This window comes from Corynebacterium sp. HMSC069E04 (assembly GCF_001813175.1).
GTDB lineage: Bacteria > Actinomycetota > Actinomycetes > Mycobacteriales > Mycobacteriaceae > Corynebacterium > Corynebacterium aurimucosum.
In genome coordinates, this window is the sequence record NZ_KV811665.1 from 1 (window position 1) to 16,721 (window position 16,721).

General features: G+C 62.4%; 13 protein-coding genes. 8 read left to right on the plus strand and 5 right to left on the minus strand.

The window, feature by feature from the left end; genetic code table 11:
• Window positions 1-772, plus strand: a 772-nt coding sequence (locus HMPREF2896_RS12825) for a VaFE repeat-containing surface-anchored protein (RefSeq protein WP_168165684.1), incomplete at its 5' end; no start/stop codon positions are given.
• Window positions 773-1,001: 229 nt separating this feature from the next.
• Window positions 1,002-1,841, plus strand: coding sequence for a class F sortase (locus tag HMPREF2896_RS04670; protein WP_070645488.1), 840 nt, complete (start codon window positions 1,002-1,004; stop codon window positions 1,839-1,841).
• Here the strand turns inward: HMPREF2896_RS04670 and HMPREF2896_RS04675 are convergent.
• Window positions 1,838-2,665 carry a PRD domain-containing protein gene (locus HMPREF2896_RS04675; protein ID WP_070718097.1) on the minus strand — a complete coding sequence of 276 codons (828 nt, stop codon included), beginning with the start codon at window positions 2,663-2,665 and terminating at the stop codon, window positions 1,838-1,840. The two genes, HMPREF2896_RS04670 and HMPREF2896_RS04675, sit on opposite strands and share 4 nt — an antisense overlap.
• A 157-nt stretch (window positions 2,666-2,822) precedes the next feature.
• Entirely contained in the window at window positions 2,823-4,937 is a 2,115-nt protein-coding gene (locus tag HMPREF2896_RS04680) for a glucose PTS transporter subunit IIA (protein WP_070718100.1), read from the minus strand.
• A gap of 353 nt (window positions 4,938-5,290) precedes the next feature.
• On the opposite strand from HMPREF2896_RS04680, the gene pta reads away from it, so the two are divergent.
• Both pta and HMPREF2896_RS04690 read left to right on the plus strand, forming a co-directional pair.
• Window positions 5,291-6,655, plus strand: coding sequence for a phosphate acetyltransferase (gene pta / locus HMPREF2896_RS04685; protein ID WP_070718103.1), 1,365 nt, complete (start codon window positions 5,291-5,293; stop codon window positions 6,653-6,655).
• Window positions 6,656-7,876 carry an acetate kinase gene (locus HMPREF2896_RS04690; protein ID WP_010188744.1) on the plus strand — a complete coding sequence of 407 codons (1,221 nt, stop codon included), beginning with the start codon at window positions 6,656-6,658 and terminating at the stop codon, window positions 7,874-7,876.
• A 24-nt stretch (window positions 7,877-7,900) separates the two neighbouring features.
• Here HMPREF2896_RS04690 and HMPREF2896_RS04695 read toward each other — a convergent pair whose 3' ends face one another.
• The 3 genes from HMPREF2896_RS04695 to HMPREF2896_RS04705 are packed head-to-tail and all read right to left on the minus strand — an operon-like array spanning window position 7,901 to window position 13,016.
• Window positions 7,901-10,489, minus strand: a complete 2,589-nt coding sequence (locus HMPREF2896_RS04695) for a tetratricopeptide repeat protein (RefSeq protein ID WP_070718109.1) — start codon at window positions 10,487-10,489, stop codon at window positions 7,901-7,903.
• The gene (locus HMPREF2896_RS04700) at window positions 10,489-11,580 is read right to left on the minus strand and encodes a glutamate ABC transporter substrate-binding protein (protein WP_070718111.1); all 1,092 of its coding nucleotides are present in this window, start codon (window positions 11,578-11,580) and stop codon (window positions 10,489-10,491) included. Before HMPREF2896_RS04700 ends, HMPREF2896_RS04695 begins: the two co-directional genes overlap by 1 nt.
• Entirely contained in the window at window positions 11,580-13,016 is a 1,437-nt protein-coding gene (locus HMPREF2896_RS04705) for a hypothetical protein (RefSeq protein WP_070445772.1), read from the minus strand. Before HMPREF2896_RS04705 ends, HMPREF2896_RS04700 begins: the two co-directional genes overlap by 1 nt.
• Window positions 13,017-13,100: 84 nt before the next feature.
• Here HMPREF2896_RS04705 and HMPREF2896_RS04710 point away from each other — a divergent pair, with 84 nt between their 5' ends.
• Genes HMPREF2896_RS04710 through HMPREF2896_RS04725 form a run of 4 tightly spaced genes read left to right on the plus strand, consistent with a single transcriptional unit; the run spans window position 13,101 to window position 16,503 of the window.
• Window positions 13,101-13,589, plus strand: coding sequence for an NUDIX domain-containing protein (locus tag HMPREF2896_RS04710; protein ID WP_070718117.1), 489 nt, complete (start codon window positions 13,101-13,103; stop codon window positions 13,587-13,589).
• A gap of 39 nt (window positions 13,590-13,628) precedes the next feature.
• The gene (locus tag HMPREF2896_RS04715) at window positions 13,629-14,567 is read left to right on the plus strand and encodes an ABC transporter ATP-binding protein (RefSeq protein WP_070445782.1); all 939 of its coding nucleotides are present in this window, start codon (window positions 13,629-13,631) and stop codon (window positions 14,565-14,567) included.
• Window positions 14,567-15,331 (plus strand): ABC transporter permease, encoded by a 765-nt coding sequence (locus HMPREF2896_RS04720; RefSeq protein WP_070718119.1) that lies wholly within the window; start codon window positions 14,567-14,569, stop codon window positions 15,329-15,331. Before HMPREF2896_RS04715 ends, HMPREF2896_RS04720 begins: the two co-directional genes overlap by 1 nt.
• Complete coding sequence (locus HMPREF2896_RS04725) at window positions 15,328-16,503, plus strand: multidrug effflux MFS transporter (protein ID WP_070718123.1); 1,176 nt, start codon at window positions 15,328-15,330, stop codon at window positions 16,501-16,503. The genes HMPREF2896_RS04720 and HMPREF2896_RS04725 overlap by 4 nt, the downstream gene beginning before the upstream one ends.
• Window positions 16,504-16,721: the final 218 nt, after the last annotated feature.

Here is a 16,721-nt window from a genome sequence, read left to right on the forward strand (position 1 = left end):
CAATGGTGCAACTGAGGTTGTTGCTGGTGCCAAGATTGTTGACCAGGTTTCGTATGAGGGTCTGGTTCCGGGTAAGGAGTACTTCCTGGATGCGCAGCTGATTTCGAAGGCTGATGGCAAGACTGTTCTTGGTGAGACCATTGGTCATAAGTTTGTGCCGACTGCGCCGAAGGGTGTTGAGGCTGTGACCATCACCGTTAATGATGATGTGACTGAGCCGGTTAAGGCTGCGGTTGCTTTTGAGACTCTGACTTCTAAGGAAGTTAATTCCAAGGGTGAGGAGACTCCGGGCAATGAGACGCCGAACGAGATTGGTGAGCACAAGGACATCAACGATAAGGATCAGACTGTCACTTCGGAGAACCCGTCCGATACCCCGGATGAGGACGAAGAGAACGGCGGTGGCAAGGGCTCCTCGAAGAAGGACCTGCCATGGTGGCTGCTGCTCATCCCGGGTCTGGGCCTGATCAAGATCATCGTTGATGGTGTCAACGGTGGCAATGGCGGCCACGACGGCGGTAACGGTGGCCACGACGGTGGCAACCACAACGACGTCACCGAGGACGGCGGCCGTGGCAACAACCACGGTGAGTCGACCGAGGAGAACGGTGGCAACACCGGCCGCGACGACCGCGAGGTCACTGTGCTGGATGCAACTCCGCCGGAGGACGCTGGCCAGCCGCTGCCGTCCAACTCCAAGCGCGTGGAGATCAAGCACGTACCTTCCGGTGCGACCGAGCTTGACCCAGGCATGAAGGACTTCATTCAGTAGTCCACACTGCAACACCATCCCGGCCCTCACCGGCCGGGAGTGGTAGGGGCAGAGAATGATTAAGACTATCCCCTCCAGGGTGTAAAACGCTGGAGGGGATTAGTCGTCTGATTTTTAATCTATGGTTTAAAAAGAAGAACTATAACTGACATTTTTAGAGCTAAGACACTTTTAGAACTAAAGCATTAGAACCCAACCGCTAGAACTTTAGAAGCTAGGAGCAGAGATTATGGCTGAGGAAGGCCAGCAGAACGATATCCCGGAGTACCCCACCGATTCCACAGGGGAGACTGCTGGGGCGAAACACCGAGCCGGCGATGCACAACCGGTAGGCGGAGAAAAGAAGAGCAACAAGAAGCTGCTCATCGGAATTGCCGCGCTCATCGCGATCATCTTGGTCGTCGTGCAGCTGGTCATCTATGCAGGCCGCAATGGCGATGATTCCGCGGATGATAATGCCAGTGGTGGCGAGGCGGAGACATCGCAAAGCACTGAGGAGGCCGCACCGACGACCAACAATGATCCTTTCGTGGATCACTCCGGTGAGCAGAACCATGAGGTGGAACCGGCACCGGGTGAATTCCGTGGCTTTGGCGCCATGTCCCTGGGCATCAACGAGGAGTTCGCGGCTATCGATCCGATTCAGGTCACCGATACCGGCATGCTGATCCCGCCGCGCGATGTGCAGCGCCTGGGCTGGTACTCCGCTTCCGCTGTCCCGGGTGAGGCCGGTCCGGTTGGTTCCAGCGTTATTACTGGCCACATCAACTACCAAGGTCAGGGAACGGGCTTTGCAGAGAAGTTCACCACCCTGGAGCAGGGCCAAGAATTCACCGTCTTCATCGATGGTGAGGAGCGCCGTTTCCGCGTGACTGAGGCACCGTACCGTCTGCAGAAGGGCGCGGGCTTCCCGGACGTAGTCAATGACACGGAGGGGGAGAACCGTCTGGTCCTCATTACCTGCGGTGGCAAGTTTGTTGGTGGCCAGCTCGGCTACGAGGACAACATCATCACCGTGGCAGAGCCGGTAGCACCTGTTGAAGGTGGCGCTGAGGCGCCGGCGGCTTAGGCGGAGGACTCCTCCAGGCGCGCGATGTGCAGCGTTAGGTAGGAGACTTCATCGGGGGTTAAAGCGCTGTCGAGGCGCAGCTCAATCAGGTTAGCTACCATCTGGGCGGTCTCGACGGCATCGGGGTAGCGGGCGGAGATGGCGGTGGCGACTTGGCGGTCGTCGGAGTCGAGCTGTTGGTGCTCCGCCATGCGTACGAAGAGGTAGCGCAGGTGTGTGATGAAGCGGGCGACGGAGATGTCCTCGCTGTTGAGCTCAGTATTGTTGTGTGAGCCGATAACGGCCAGGATTTGCTGAATCAGACCTGTCATGCGGTAAGTGCCGGAGAGATCCCCGACCGCGAAGCCGGCGTTGACCAGGTGCAGCGTGATGGCCACGGCCTCGTCAGGGGCTAGTGGCTTGTGCAGTCCACTGTTGATGGCGGCGAGCAGTTTCTGCGCGAGGGCAAAGTCATCGGCGTAGAGGTGGCGTACCTCAGCTTCCAAGGGATAAGCCACAGGCTTGCCCCGGCTGACCGCACCATGGATGTGATCCGCAATCGCTACGACGAGCGTGAGTTTGCTGCGCAGAGCCTCAGACATGTCGACGGAGTGCATGGCGTCGATGACCAACTGCACGTATTCGCCGGGAATACCAGCAATCATGGCGGCGAGGTGGTCAGGGTCGCGGCCGGTATCCGGGACGAAGACCTTCACCACCTTGGCCGGGTCAACCTCAGTGCCAGGCTTTGCCTGGAAGCCAATGCCGCGGCCGGTGACAATGACGTCCTCCGCGCCGCGCCGTGCGAGAACGACGTTGTTATTGAATACTCGCAGCAGTTGCACAAGGCACCTTTCTCGTTGAGGTTAACTTGTTAAGGCTAGCCGGATGAGGCTAGCCGGTTGAGGCTAAAACGACCAAAGCCGGCCACGATGGTGATTACATCGAGCCAGCTTAGTCAGGGTTCGTTAAAGGCGTGCTAAAGGTTCCCTACTGGATCCTTTAGCGGGTCGTGGTGATGACCGTATCGCCAGCGGAGGCATGGTTGAGGCCAGCCGGGGTGACGGCAGACAGTGCCTTGGTGTTGGTCACGGCCAAGACGATGGTGGTGTCGTAGCCGGCTTCGGTGACCTTGGCGAAGTCAACGGTGGCAAGCAGCTCGCCCTGCTTGACGGTGTCACCCTTCTTGACGGCCGGGGCGAAACCTTCGCCCTTCATCTTGACGGTGTTGATGCCGATGTGGACGAGGACCTCCACGCCGTCCTCGGTCTTGATGCCGTAGGCGTGGCCGGACTTCATGGCGCTGACAATCGTGCCGCTCACCGGGGAGTAAACGTCGTTGCCCTCAGGGACGATGCCCACGCCATCGCCCAGCGTGCCGGCGGAGAAGACCGGGTCATCGATCTCAGCCATCGGGACAACCTTGCCGGCAGCCGGGGAAGCAATGTCGGTGGTGGTGCCAGCGGCAGGCTCAGCAGCCTTGGCCGGGGCGTCTGCCTTGGTAGCGGTTGCGGTGGCAGCGCCAGCACCGGCGCCGGCGGCAGCGGTGCCTGCGGTTGCGGGGGCGTCGGCAAGCGCGGCGTTGTCAGCGTTGTCAGCGTTGTCGAGCTCGGCCGTCTCAGCTGCCTCGCGGGCGGCCTTGGCCTCAGCGCGCTCCTCCGGGGTGCGGTAGTCGGTGAAGAGGATGAGCAGGAAGGCCACGAAGAAGGCCACAGCAATGGAGATGGCGTACTTGGCCATCGGGGTGAAGACCGGGATGGTCAAAAGGGAGGTGAAGACGAAGGCATCGGTAGTAATGCCGTTCGTGCCCAGGGTCAGCAGAGCCACGGTCAGACCACCAGTGAAGCAGCCCACCAGCATGCGCGGGTAAATCCTCTTGTAGCGCAGGTGGATACCGTAGAGGGAAGGCTCAGACACACCACCGAGCAGGCCGGCCAGGAGGGCAGAGCCAGAGGTCTGGCGCATCACGTTGTCGTGGTCACGGATGGACAGAGCCAGCACACCAGCGGTAGCACCGAAGCAGGCGAAGTTCCATGCGCCCATCGGGCCCTGGATGAAGTCATAGCCCAAAGTCTGGATGTTGACCAGCATGAGGGCGTTAAGCGGCCAGTGCAGGCCCAGCGGAACCAGGAAGGGGTAGAGCATCGGGATGGCCAGAGCGAAGACGAATGGAGCGTTGTCATTCATCCAGGACAGGCCGGCGCCAATGCCGTTACCGGCCCACACGCCGAAGGGGCCAATGAGGAAGGCCGTCAGCGGGATGAGGACGATCATGGTGAGGAAGGGAACGAAGACCATGTGCACCGCGGACGGGATGATCTTTTGGAAACCCTTGTAGAAGAGGGCGGCGACAGCAGCCATGATGAGCGGGACGAAGACGTTTCCGCCGTAGTCCTGCAGCTGCATGGTCATGCCAAAGATCTCAATGGAGCACTGCTCCGCACCGAGGGTGTCGTTGGTAGCACACTGGACCGCGGGGTTCTCTGAGAGATCGAGGAACTCCGGGGTGAATAGCGCGAGCATGACCGCCGCGGGAACCCAGGGGTCGATGCGCAGCTTCTTACCAGCGTTATAGGCCACCATCACCGGCAGGAAGAAGAAGACGGAACGCCACATGGCATCCACGAAGAACCAGGAGGCCGGCTTGTCCGGGGAGCGGAAGTCCACGACGCCGAAAGCATCCAGCACCGAGGCGAAGGCGATGACCAGGGAGGCACCCAGCAGCACGCCCAGGATGGGGCGGAAGGAATCCGAGAGATACTCGAAGAAGGTATCCATCCACGGCACCTTGCCCTTGGACTTGGCGCGGGCCGCGGCCTTGACATCGTCGTTGGATTGGCCGGCGGAGGCGCCGGCGTTCTTCATCTGTGGGAGAGCGTTGATCTCGTCATAGACCGTGGCCACGTCACCGCCGATGACCACCTGGTAGTTGCGGCCACCCTGGGGCACAGCGCCCATTACCTTGGGGATAGATTCGAGTGCTTCCTTATCGGCTTTGGAGGCATCAGCCAGCTCAAAGCGCAGGCGCGTAGCGCAGTGCGTGAAAGAGGTGATGTTCTCCGCTCCGCCGATGCCATCCAAGATGGCCTCGGCTGCCGAGCGAGTTTCCGTCGACATGAGAATCCTTTCGAGAGTAGACGGGCGCTGTGGCTAAAAACCACAAAAGACCTAGGCCACAATGGTTCATAATGAACCATCCCCACACGGCTAAGAGTGGGGAGCCTAGGTCTTGCCCGAAGTAACAATCCTGGTTAGGAGCCTACTCCGGGGGTTTAATGGAGACAAGTTTCTGTGGGATAGCGCACTTTGTCTTCGGGTGAGGTGCCAGTGGCCTGGGGAGTTGCTGATGGAAAGTGGTAGGTCGGCGGCGAGAAGAGGTGCGTTCCCGTACTGTGAAAGTGTCGTAGTGTCACTGTGTGCCCCACTATGTGAGCCCGGGTACACGCTTTCTAAGCAGAGAAAGGTTTCTCATGACCGCCAAGTCCTCACGGAATTCCGCCTTTATCAGCGTCATTGGGCGCGGCTTCGACGGTTTGGACGTTGCTGCTGTGGCTCAGGAACTAGGGGCCACCTTCGCCCAGGTAGATGACTTGGGAACCACGCTCAGTGAAGTCCTGGAGAATGCCCCTGCGGGCAACCTGGTCCTCCAGGGCACCGGCGTTATGGACTTTGATGCCAAGGCTGCCGCCGCCCTGGGCCTGCCCTTCGTGCTGATTTCCGCCGCACCCGCACGCGCCGCGGAGCTGGCGCTGAACCACGCGCGCTCGGTGGGAGCTACGGTGGTGGGCGCGTTGACCGACGTCTCCTCGGTTCCTAGTGCGATTTCCTCCCTGGAGGAGATCGCACCGTATATGAGCGCTGAGCTCTTCCAGAAGCAGCTTTTGGATCAGGCCCGTGAGATTGGCGCGCGCATCGTGCTGCCGGAGGGCGAAGATGATCGCATCTTGGAGGCTGCCGGTGAGCTCATCAAGGGCAAGGTGGCTAAGCTGACGATTTTGGGTGATGGGAACGTTGAGAAGCGCGCCCAGGAACTCGGGATTGACTTGTCCAGCGTGGACATCATCAACCACCTGGAATCCCCGCTGGTAGAAGAGTTTGCAGCGGACTTCGCGGAGCTGCGCAAGAAGAAGGGCGTGACGCTGGAGCAGGCGCGCGAGACGATGAAGGACGTGTCCTACTTCGCCACGATGATGGTGCACAAGGGCTTGGCCGATGGCATGGTCTCCGGCGCGGCGCACACCACGGCGCACACCATTAAGCCTTCCTTCCAGATCATTAAGACCAAGCCGGAGGCCTCGGTGGTCTCCTCCATCTTCCTCATGGTGATGCCGGGCCGCCTGTGGGCCTTCGGTGACTGCGCGGTGAACCCGAACCCGACACCGGAGCAACTCGGCGAGATCGCCATCGTCTCCGCGCAGACCGCAGCACAGTTCGGCTTGGACCCGCGCGTGGCGTTGCTGTCCTATTCCACGGGTACTTCGGGCGCTGGCCCGGATGTGGAGAAGGTGGGGCAGGCCGTCGAAGTGGCTCGCGGCATCGATTCCTCCGTGGCGGTGGATGGTCCGCTGCAGTTTGACGCTGCCTGCGACCCTGGCGTGGCCGCCAAGAAGGCGCCGGAATCCGACGTTGCGGGTAAGGCCACGGTCTTCGTCTTCCCAGACCTGGAGGCCGGCAATATCGGTTATAAGACGGCACAGCGCACCGGTGGTGCACTGGCGGTGGGTCCGATTCTGCAGGGGCTGAACAAGCCGGTCAATGACCTTTCGCGCGGCGCGACCGTTCCAGACATCATCAACACGGTGGCTATTACCGCAATTCAGGCAGGGGTGAAGTAGATGGCGTACGTACTCGTTCTCAACTCGGGTTCCTCCTCGGTTAAATTCCAGCTGGTGGACCCGGAAAGCTCGGCCACGGATACGCCGCTGGTCTCCGGTTTGGTGGAGCAGGTCGGTGAGCCGCAGGGTGCGGTGACCGTCAAGACGGGCGGTGAAGAATTCAAGGAAGAGCTGGAGATTCCCACCCACTCCTTCGGCTTGGACCGCGCGTTTAGCATCATGCATGAGCACGGCGTGGGCCCGACGGATGTCGAGGTCATCGCCGTGGGCCACCGCGTGGTGCACGGCGGGCGCCTGTTCAGCGAGCCGCAGCTCATCGTGGACCAGATCGAGTCCATGATCGAGGACCTCATTCCGCTCGCGCCGCTGCACAACCCGGCGAACCTGGACGGCATCCGCGTGGCGCGCAAGCTGCTACCGGAAATCCCGCACGTGGCGGTCTTCGATACGGCCTTCTTCAATCACATGCCGCCGGCGGCAGCGCTGTATGCGATCAACAATGATGTGGCCTCGCAGTACGATATCCGCCGCTACGGCTTCCACGGAACCTCCCACGAGTTCGTTTCGCAGCAGGTGCCGAAGCTTCTTGACCGCGACCCGGGGCATGTTCACCAGATCACGCTGCACTTGGGCAACGGTGCCTCCGCCGCGGCGATTCGCAACGGCCGCCCGATCGATACCTCGATGGGCCTGACCCCGCTGGCAGGTTTGGCCATGGGCACGCGCTCGGGCGATATTGACCCAGGTATTATCTTCCACCTCTCGCGTGAGGCGGGTATGTCGATCGATGAGATCGACAACCTTCTGAACAAGCGCTCCGGTGTGAAGGGTATTGCGGGTGTCAACGATTTCCGGGTGCTGCGCGAGCGCATCAACAACGAGGACCAGGATGCCTGGCTGGCCTATAACATCTACATCCACCAGCTGCGCCGCTTCATTGGTGCGTACATGATTGCGTTGGGCCGCGTGGACGCGATTACGTTTACCGCTGGCGTGGGTGAGAACGATACCGAGGTCCGCCAGGATTCGTTGTACAACCTGGATATGTACGGCATTGACTTCGATAAGGAAGCCAACCTGGTGCGCTCCAAGGAGCCGCGTATGATTTCGACCGCGGATTCCCAGGTCAAGGTCTTCGTGGTGCCGACGAACGAGGAGCTGGCCATCGCGCAGAAGTCCGCGGGTATTGCGGCCATGGCCCGGGAGGCGGGCCTGTACTAAGTCGAACGTCGGCTATGCCGACGGCTAGAACATCGTGACCGGGCGGACCTTATTGGCCAGGTCCACCAGCGCGTAGCGGTGGCGGGCGAACGGTGCCTGGCGGGCTAGTGCCCGCAGGGTATCCGCCAGGCCATAGCGCAGGCCGCGCTGGGTAAAGGGGAACTCGAAGAGATCGTTGGGGGAGGCCGCGGCCTTGAGGTCTGATTCACGCAGGAAGGTCAGCCCGGCGGAGATGACCGCAATCTTGATCTGCAAAAAGCGCGGCTCGTTCTGCGGAATCTCCTCCAGGCGGCGGGCGGCGCGCCGGATGCGGGACTCGGAAAGGTCGTGCACGATGAGCTGCAAAACCGTGGTCAAGCGGGCCATGCGGTGGTGACGCGAGGCATTGGGGACCTTATCCAAGGTGGCCACGGCGAGCTCCACCTGGTGCTCGGCGCGCAGCTGGCGGGCCAAGCCGAAGGCGGAGGAGACCGTCGTCGGGTTCGTGGCCCACACGATGCCGTAGAGACGCAGCGAATTGAAACGCAGGTGGGCCGGATCATCGGTGATGTGGTCCCAGATGCCCGGCTGGTCCTCAAAAGCATCATTGGGCAAATCCGCCAGCGAGGTGGTGAGGTTGGCGCAGGCGCGGGCAACGGAGGCGTCGATCAGCGCGGCCTCCGAATATCCCAGCTGCTGCAGGATGAGCTCGTTGACCGCGCCGATGGCCAGCTTCGGTGCGGCCTCACCGGGCAGGACGTCGAGGACGTGCGCGAAGTGGGCCTGGGCCTCACGGTATTTGTCCAAGAGCAGTTCGGTCACGCCCGAGTACCAGTGGAAGCGCCAGTCCTTGCCCAAGCGCTCCTCGATGGAGGTCAACCACTCGCGGGCCTGGCCGATATAGCCCAGGTCAATCATGGCGCGCACCACGCCGAGGGGAATCTCGGCGGACTCTTCGTACTCCGGGGCCTGCATGGCCTGGCGCAGGGTTTCTAGCGCTTCCTGCGGCTCGGTATAGGAGGAGCCCTGCAGCAGCGGAGCTCCGATGTCAGAGCGGACAACCAGCGGGATGGGCAGCGCGGAGACCACCTCGGGGGCGGTGATGCGGACGGTGCGGTCGATGCCATCGATGAGCTGGTCTGTGCGGAAGACCAGGTGCTTCGTGCCGAAGGTCGTACGCTGCGGGGAGAAGACGGAGTGCTGGGCCGGGTGCTGGATGCCATCACGGAGCGCGATGACCTCGCGCAGGACGCCGAAGAGCTGGTCACGCAGCTCGGCGACGGACGCGAAGCGCTGCTCCGGGTCAGGGTCAGTCGCGCGCAAGAGCAGGCGGTAGAAGGAGAGGTAGCGGCGCAGCAGCGGCTCCTCCGTGGGGGAGGGCAGGCCGGGCTTATAGACGCCATCCTCCACCGGCAGTTTCAACGTCAGGCAGGCCAGGGTGCGGCCGATGGTATAAATATCGCTGGCCACCGAGGGGCCCTGGGTGGAGATCTCCGGCGCCTGGAAACCCTGCGTGCCGTAGATGTGGCCGAAGGCGCCGATGCCGGAGACCGCGCCCAGATCGATGAGTTTGACCTGGTCCTCGGTGACGATGATGTTGGAGGGCTTTAAGTCGTTGTAGACCACGCCGCGGGCGTGCAGGTAATCCAGGGCGGGCAGGATTTCCAAGATATAGGCAATGGCCGTATCGACCGGGAAGCGGTCATTGGCCTGGTCGTTGCGGCGCTGCTTCAGCGAAGGTCCGCCGACGTATTCCATGACGATGAAGCCGCCGGGCACGCGGGGATCATCGATGAAGTTGAAAATCTTGACGATATTCGGGTGCGTGATATCCGCGAGGAACTCGCGCTCCGCCTCCGCAGTCGCCGTTTCCTCGGCGGAGTTGGTGGATTGCATGCCCTTGAGCACCACGATGCGCCCGGAGACGAAATGGTCATTGGCCAGGTAGATCCAGCCCAGCCCGCCATGCGCCAGCACGCCGAGGATTTCGTATTGGCCCGCCACCATGTCACCCGGCTTAAGCTGCGGCGGGGCGGCGCGGGGCGCATCCTGCGGATCGATGAGTGCTTGAGTGGGATCATCCGGGACGACGAAGGGCAAGGTGGCCATGCCATCGGCCACTTCGCGGTCGGTGCGCTTGGTGCTGCGGCGCTGGCGGAAGGTATCGAGCGCGCGGCGGCGGGAGGCCTGCGAAGGGTCCTCTGCTTTGCGACGATCTCGCAGCTGCCCCAGCTCCTCGATCAGTGCCGCGATGTTGTCTGAATCGACGTATTCGCCATCGCCAGGCTTGTTCGTCGCGGTGCCGGGCGTGCCGGGCTGACCGGCGGGGGAGAGGACGGCGCCAGTGGCGGTGGGATCATCCTCGTCGGGGTCGTCAGCGAAAGGATCGAAAGGTACGGCCGCGGTGCGGTCGGAGGCTTCCGTGTTGTCGGCGCCGGAGGCTGCTGTTCCCGGATCGCCTGGTTCCGCAGGCGAGGTGCTGAGAAGGTGATCCTCCGAATAATCGTCATCGTCATCCGCGAAGGGATCGAAGCGGACGGCTTGCGTGGCGTCGGCAGGAGCTTCGGGCTCCGCGGTCTCGTGCTCTTCGGGCGTGAGGTGGTCGAGCTCATCCTCGCTGAAGCGGTGCGACATTAGTGTCCCTCCTTCTTCTCGCCGGGTGGGTTGCTGGTTGGGGAACTCGGCTGGGATTCCGTCGCGGATGGGGTCTCATCGAGGTACTTCGGCGCCGGGAGCACCGGCTGTTCCATATAATCTCCCAACCACGTGCTGAAGAGCCTCTGCCAGGTCCCGTCCTTGCGAATGCGCTCCAGCGTGGAGTTCACCTGACGGATAAGCGGGCGCGAGTCATAGGTGCCATCGGGTTTGCGCACGGCCACGCCATAGCTTTGGCTTTCGAGGGGACCACCGACAATCTCGGTGTAGCGATCCTGGGCCAGCATGCCGGAGAGCAGCGCATCATCCACCACGATGCCATCCGCTTGCCCCAGTTGCAGGGCCATGAGGCAATCGCCCCAGGCGCGGGTTTCTAGGATGTCGGAAGCAGGCGCGTGCGTGCGTATCGCGTCCACCATGGTGGAACCCTTTGTCGCACACAAGGTCATCCCAGCGGTATCCGCGATGGACTCAATGCCGGAGTTCTTCAGCACCAGCAAACGCGCGTCAGTTTGCATATAGGGAATGGAGAAGGAGACTTCGCGCTGGCGGCTGGAGCTAATCGTCATGGTGCGGATGACGATATCCACCGTGCGATCATTGAGCGCACGCGCACGTTCGGAAGCCTCCACGAAGCGGAAGTCCACCTTGTTGGGATCCCCGAAGATATCGCGGGCGATTTCGCGAGCAATATCGACCTCGAAGCCGCGGACCTCGCCGCTGGCGGTATCGCGGTAGCTGAGCAGGTTATTGGAGCGATCCACACCCACGATAAGCCGGCCGCGCGCCAGGATATCGGGCACGCGCTCCTCCGGCTTCTTATCGTCCGGGCGGTAGGAGCCATAGGCCTCTTCGGTGCTTTGCTTGGACGCCTCGCCGGCGCCAGCGGGCTCGATGATGGCATCCTCCGGCAGTGGTGGTCCCGGCGTGGAATCGAGGTTCGCGGTGGAGGGCAGGATGGGGTCCTGCGTGCTGGGCGGCTCCGGCTCACAGCCACTGAGCGCCACGGCGCTGCTGAGCAAGAGCAAGGCTGTGGTCCACGCTAAGCGTTGAGAGTTTCGGCGGCGCATCACAGGTACTCCTGCAGACGGGGACGAATACCTAGCCATACGGCAATAATCGCACCAAAGGTGGCCAGGAGCACGCCGGTCGAGACCATCGTCATGGCATTGAGCCCCTGGACCAGATAGGTGCGCATGGCATCGCGGGCTTGATCGATGAGTGCTGCCAAGGAGCTATCCACGGCGTTGAAAGCACTGGCGGCGGTCGGGTCACCATCCGGATCGATGGCGGTGGCCTGGTAGAGGGCAGCATCGTAGTCGCCCATGGCAAGGTCCTCGGTGAACTTCTCGTGCGTGGATGTCCAGTCCTCCACTGCCTGCTTGGCGCGGGGAATCAGGGAGGGATCGGAGGAGGGGAAGTCGTCGTCGTTAAGCGCCTGCTCATAATCCCGCAGGGCCTGGTTAACGGAGTACACCGTGGAGCTAAAGTGCACGGACATGTCCTGCTCGGAGGAGCGCAAGACTAGCGCGAGAGTCTCCGAGGTGCGCATCTGCTGGGCCTCGATGCGCGAGGCAGTCAGTGAGTCCCAGGGGCGCGACACCGTCTCGAAACCCTGGTGGCCCGAGGCCCACGTGGCGAAGTTGGAGGCGGAGGCCCACACCAGCGCGAGGAACAGCAACCCCGTGGCCGCCACGAAGCCACGGTTGAAGCGGCGGCGGGTCAGCCGCCACAGCCACCACTGCGCCAAGCCGAGGAAAATGAGTGCGGCAACCAGCCCGGACAGCGGAACCCACTGCGGGCGGGTCAGACGCTGCTGCTGTTGGCTCACCTTCTCCGAGGTCAGGGTGAACAGCTCCGCGGCGGCGGGGAGAATCTGGGTCCGCATGAGCGCCGAGGCGTTGGACATATAGGAATTCGCCACGGCGTGGCCCGCGCGGTGATTGACACGCGCCTTTTCCACGAGGGCGGTGTACACCGGCAACTCGCGTTGGATAAAGGTGACGAGCTCGCGCACGCGCTCATCCTCGGCGGAGGTGCCCACGATGGCCTGCGTGGCGGCGACCGACGCGGCATCGATGGCCTCGTTATAGCGGTTGCGGTTATGCTCCGGTTCGACGCCCGCCTGCACGAAGCCGGTGGTGGCCACGGTATCGGCCAGAGACAGGTTGGTGTAGAGGTGATGCGCCGCATTCGACATCGGCTCCGTGGAGGTCAGCAGAGTATCCAGGTCATCGTGGCGCGCGGCCGAGGAAGAAGACATAGAAAACCCGGCTGCCGCGAGCGCGGCGGTCAGGATGACGGTGACCGTAAACAGCTTGCCGGGCGTGGTGGAAGCAAAGCTATAAAAGCGCCGGAGGACGCGCGCTGGGCCGGAGAAGGAACTCATGGCCAGCTGCGTGGGGCGGCTAAAAGCCGGGGCAGCAGGCTCGGTGACCTCATCGAGCCAATGATCGCCCCATGATTCGGGGGAGTGCTCGCGCAGTTCGGTGGCCGGGCCGGTCATTCCCTTAGGATAGCGCCCCGCACCCCATCGCGCGATGATTTGGGGCAGGGTGGCGTGGGCTTATTCTCGCGTATCGTATAAGACATGTGTACACGCGTTAACCCAGAGCTTTCCGGTGATGGCTGGTCTAAAGGTCCGGGCGGGGTGCCGGTATGGGGCAAGTTTGGAGCAGCTGGCCTCTTCCTCGTGGCGGGGGACCAAGTGCTGCTGCAGCATCGCGCTACGTGGACGAATAACGGTGGGACCTGGGGAATCCCGGGCGGGGCGCGGGATAAGCCGGAGTCCTCGGAGCAGGCCGCGCTGCGGGAGACGGAGGAAGAAACCGGAATCTCGCCGGCGGACGTCGAGGTTCTAGGCTCGCTCGTTACCGCCGGGCCCTTCGAGGAAGGCTGGACTTATACCACGGTGTTAGCGCGGACGGTTTCGGGGCAGCGCTTGGCCACGACCGCCAACGAAGAATCTGCTGAGCTGCGCTGGGTGCCCTTGAACCAGATAGAAGAGCTGGAGCTTTTGGCTCCCTTCCGGGAAGCACTGCCGCGGCTGCTGAAGTATTGGGAAGAAAACGGCAGCTGATACAGGCGCGCGGCGGGAACCTGTGGCACGCTGTAGGACATGATTGAAGTAGCCGGACTGACCAAACAGTACAAGTCTGTCCGCGCCGTCGATGACCTCACCTTTCAGGTGGAGCCGGGCCAAGTGACCGGCTTTCTGGGCCCCAACGGCGCTGGAAAATCAACGACGATGCGCATGATCCTGGGCTTGGACAAGCCCACCGCTGGCACCGCCCTAGTGCACGGCAAACCCTACCGCGAGCTGAAGAACCCGCTGCGTGAGGTGGGCGCGCTTCTCGACGCCAAAGCGGTCCACGCCAACCGCACCGCCGCTAACCACCTGACGTGGATGGCGCAAGCCAACGGGATCCCCACCTCCCGCGTTGATGAGGTGCTCGGGCTTGTGGGCTTGGCTGATGTTGCGGGTAAGAAGGCCGGCGGCTTCTCCCTTGGTATGGGGCAGCGCCTGGGCTTGGCGGCTGCATTGCTGGGGGACCCGGGCGTGCTGATTTTGGATGAGCCGGTCAACGGCCTGGACCCGGAGGGCATTCGCTGGGTGCGCTCGCTCGTGCGCGCGCTGGCAGCAGAAGGCCGCACGGTGCTCATCTCCTCCCACCTGCTGGCGGAGATGGCGCAGACGGCCGACCACTTGGTGGTCATTGGCCGCGGCAGGCTCTTGGCTAATCAGCGTACCTATGACTTTGTGAAGGAGAATTCCAGCTCTTCGGTCATCGTGCGCTCGGAGCACCTGCGCGAGTTCGGCTCGGCGCTCAAGGAAGCCGGGATTTTTTACCACGAGTCGGCTGATGAGGAACAGCGACCAACGCTAGTGATTCCTCACCAGACCACGGACTACGTGGGCCAGCTGGCTTATTCCACGGGTGTGCCGCTGACGGAATTGACGCTCCACCGCGCCTCGCTGGAAGAGGCTTATGTGGCTATGACGGATCGCGCGGTGCAGTACCAGGCGGAGGCACCGCAGGAAGGGGTACACCGCTAATGTTTCTCAATACTGTTCACTCGGAGTGGACGAAGCTGCGCACGACGAAGTCCTTCTGGTGGACCACGGTCCTCATCTTCCTCATTGTGACCGGCTGGACGCTGCTGAACTCGCTCAACGCGGGCGAAGCGGTTCTGGGTATTAGCCCGCTGCAGGAGCGCAGCCTGGGTTCCATCATCTTGCTCATGGGCATGCCGATCATCATGATCCAGGCCGCGATGGTGGTGACTACGGAGTACCGCTATAGGACGCAATCCCTGACCTTCATGGCCAACCCGAAGCGTTGGACCGTGGCCTGCGCCAAGCTGCTGCTCTACGGAGTCATTGCGGCGATTATTGCTTTTTTGGGCTTGGTGTACATCTTCGTGTTGGCGGATGTGACGGCCAACGAATCTGCGGCGGAGGCCTTCCAGCCCTTTGCCAGCGAGGATGGCAAGTACATGTTGTGGGCCTTCCCGCTCGCCGCTTTTGGCCTGGTTGCCTTTGTTCAAGGCTTAGGCATGCTGCTGCGGCAAACCGCCGGCACGGTGGCTATCTGCCTCATCTTGTACTTGGGCTTGGAAAATATCGTGCGCGTGCTGCCGCTGGTGGGCGATAAAGTCATTCACTTCATGCCCTTTACCGCCTTCCAGAACTGGGCGGTGAACTATGTGGATGAGAACGCGCCGTGGTCATCGGTAGGCTTTGAGGCTCTCGTCTTCTTCGGCTGGGCCGCAGTTCTGTGGATTGTGGGCGTCATCGTGCTGGAGAAGCGCGACGCGTGATTCCCTATCCACTCCTGGCTACATTGGCGCTGTTGTCCGCAACAGCGCCTTTTGCCACAGATATGTATTTGCCGGTGATGCCGGAGATTGTCTCCGATCTGGGCACCACCCGGGCCATGGTGCAGCTGACCATCTCGGGCTTCTTCATCGGCATGGGGGTGGGTCAGCTCGTGATGGGCCCGCTGTCCGACGCCATCGGGCGCAAACGCCTCCTTATTGCCGGTGCCGCCCTCGCGCTGGCGGCCTCTGTCCTGGCAGCGATGGCTCCTACCGCCACCGTTCTCGTGGCCGCCCGTGTGCTGCAGGGCCTCGGTGGCGGTGCGTGCACGGTGCTGGCCCGCGCGGTGGTTCCTGACCTTGTGCACGGATCGGCGGCTGCGAAGGCTTATTCGCTGCTCATGGCACTGCAAGGCATCGCACCGGCGGTGGCCCCGGTGCTCGGCGGCGTCCTGGCGGAGCCGTTGGGCTGGCGTGGCATCTTTTGGGTGCTGGCTGGGCTGCATGCGGTGCAATTGGTGCTGGCGGTTGCCATCGTCCCGGAAACCGCGGGCGGGCGCTCCCGCGCCGGGCTGTTTCGCACGGTCGCGGGCAACTACTGGGCGGTGCTGACAAATGCCCGGGTGTGGGGCTACTTGGTAACCATGGCCTTCGGCTTCTGCTCGATGTTTTGCTACATCTCCGCCTCGGCCTTCGTGGTGCAGGACCAGTGGGGATTCTCGCCCTTGGGCTATTCGCTGATCTTCGGCATCAACTCCGTGGGCCTCTTTATGGCCACGCTGGTGAATTCGCGGGCGATGGATTCGGTCTCCCCGGCGGTCATGTTGCGCATCGGCGTGACCGGCGTTTTCGTGTGCGGGGTGCTCTTGTTGCTGTCGGTGCTGTTTGGCGCTCCGGTCTGGGTCTGCCTCACTGTGCTTTTTGCCTGCGTGGCGCCGACCGGCTTCATCATGGGCAACGCCACGGCGTTGGCCACGGGCCTCATGCGCCCGCGAGCGGGTAGCGTCTCCGCCATCATGGGCTTCGGCCAGTCTATGTTGGCCAGCGCCATCAGCCCGCTCATGGGCTGGGGCTCGAACGCAGCGCTGACCATGGCCATCGGAATGGTGTGCTGCAGCTTCATCTCGCTGTGCGGCCTTGTGGTATCCACGCGGCTGGCCCGCGGCGCCTCGTAGCGCGCAGCGCCGCCTAGTGCGGAGCTGTGCACCAGGACGTTGCACAAGGTCCCGAGTACAAGCCGCTGAGCAAACGGGTACCGTCACAAGACACCGAGCACCGCGTGCTACGCAGTTGGAGCCTTGCAAACGGCATCTCACAAAAGGCATCTTGCAAACGGCGCACTGCAGAAGGCATCAGTCAAAGGGCGTCTTTGCCTCTGAAAACGCCTTTTGCG

What these genes read in the sequence shown, in the direction of transcription:
- HMPREF2896_RS04695 (WP_070718109.1), bottom strand. Translation starts at nt 10,489, where the DNA reads ATGTCGCACCGCTTCAGCGAGGATGAGCTCGACCACCTCACGCCCGAA.
- HMPREF2896_RS04700 (WP_070718111.1), bottom strand. Translation starts at nt 11,580, where the DNA reads ATGCGCCGCCGAAACTCTCAACGCTTAGCGTGGACCACAGCCTTGCTC.
- HMPREF2896_RS04670 (WP_070645488.1), top strand. Translation starts at nt 1,002, where the DNA reads ATGGCTGAGGAAGGCCAGCAGAACGATATCCCGGAGTACCCCACCGAT.
- HMPREF2896_RS04705 (WP_070445772.1), bottom strand. Translation starts at nt 13,016, where the DNA reads ATGACCGGCCCGGCCACCGAACTGCGCGAGCACTCCCCCGAATCATGG.
- HMPREF2896_RS04720 (WP_070718119.1), top strand. Translation starts at nt 14,567, where the DNA reads ATGTTTCTCAATACTGTTCACTCGGAGTGGACGAAGCTGCGCACGACG.
- HMPREF2896_RS04680 (WP_070718100.1), bottom strand. Translation starts at nt 4,937, where the DNA reads ATGTCGACGGAAACTCGCTCGGCAGCCGAGGCCATCTTGGATGGCATC.
- HMPREF2896_RS04690 (WP_010188744.1), top strand. Translation starts at nt 6,656, where the DNA reads ATGGCGTACGTACTCGTTCTCAACTCGGGTTCCTCCTCGGTTAAATTC.
- HMPREF2896_RS04710 (WP_070718117.1), top strand. Translation starts at nt 13,101, where the DNA reads ATGTGTACACGCGTTAACCCAGAGCTTTCCGGTGATGGCTGGTCTAAA.
- HMPREF2896_RS04715 (WP_070445782.1), top strand. Translation starts at nt 13,629, where the DNA reads ATGATTGAAGTAGCCGGACTGACCAAACAGTACAAGTCTGTCCGCGCC.
- pta (WP_070718103.1), top strand. Translation starts at nt 5,291, where the DNA reads ATGACCGCCAAGTCCTCACGGAATTCCGCCTTTATCAGCGTCATTGGG.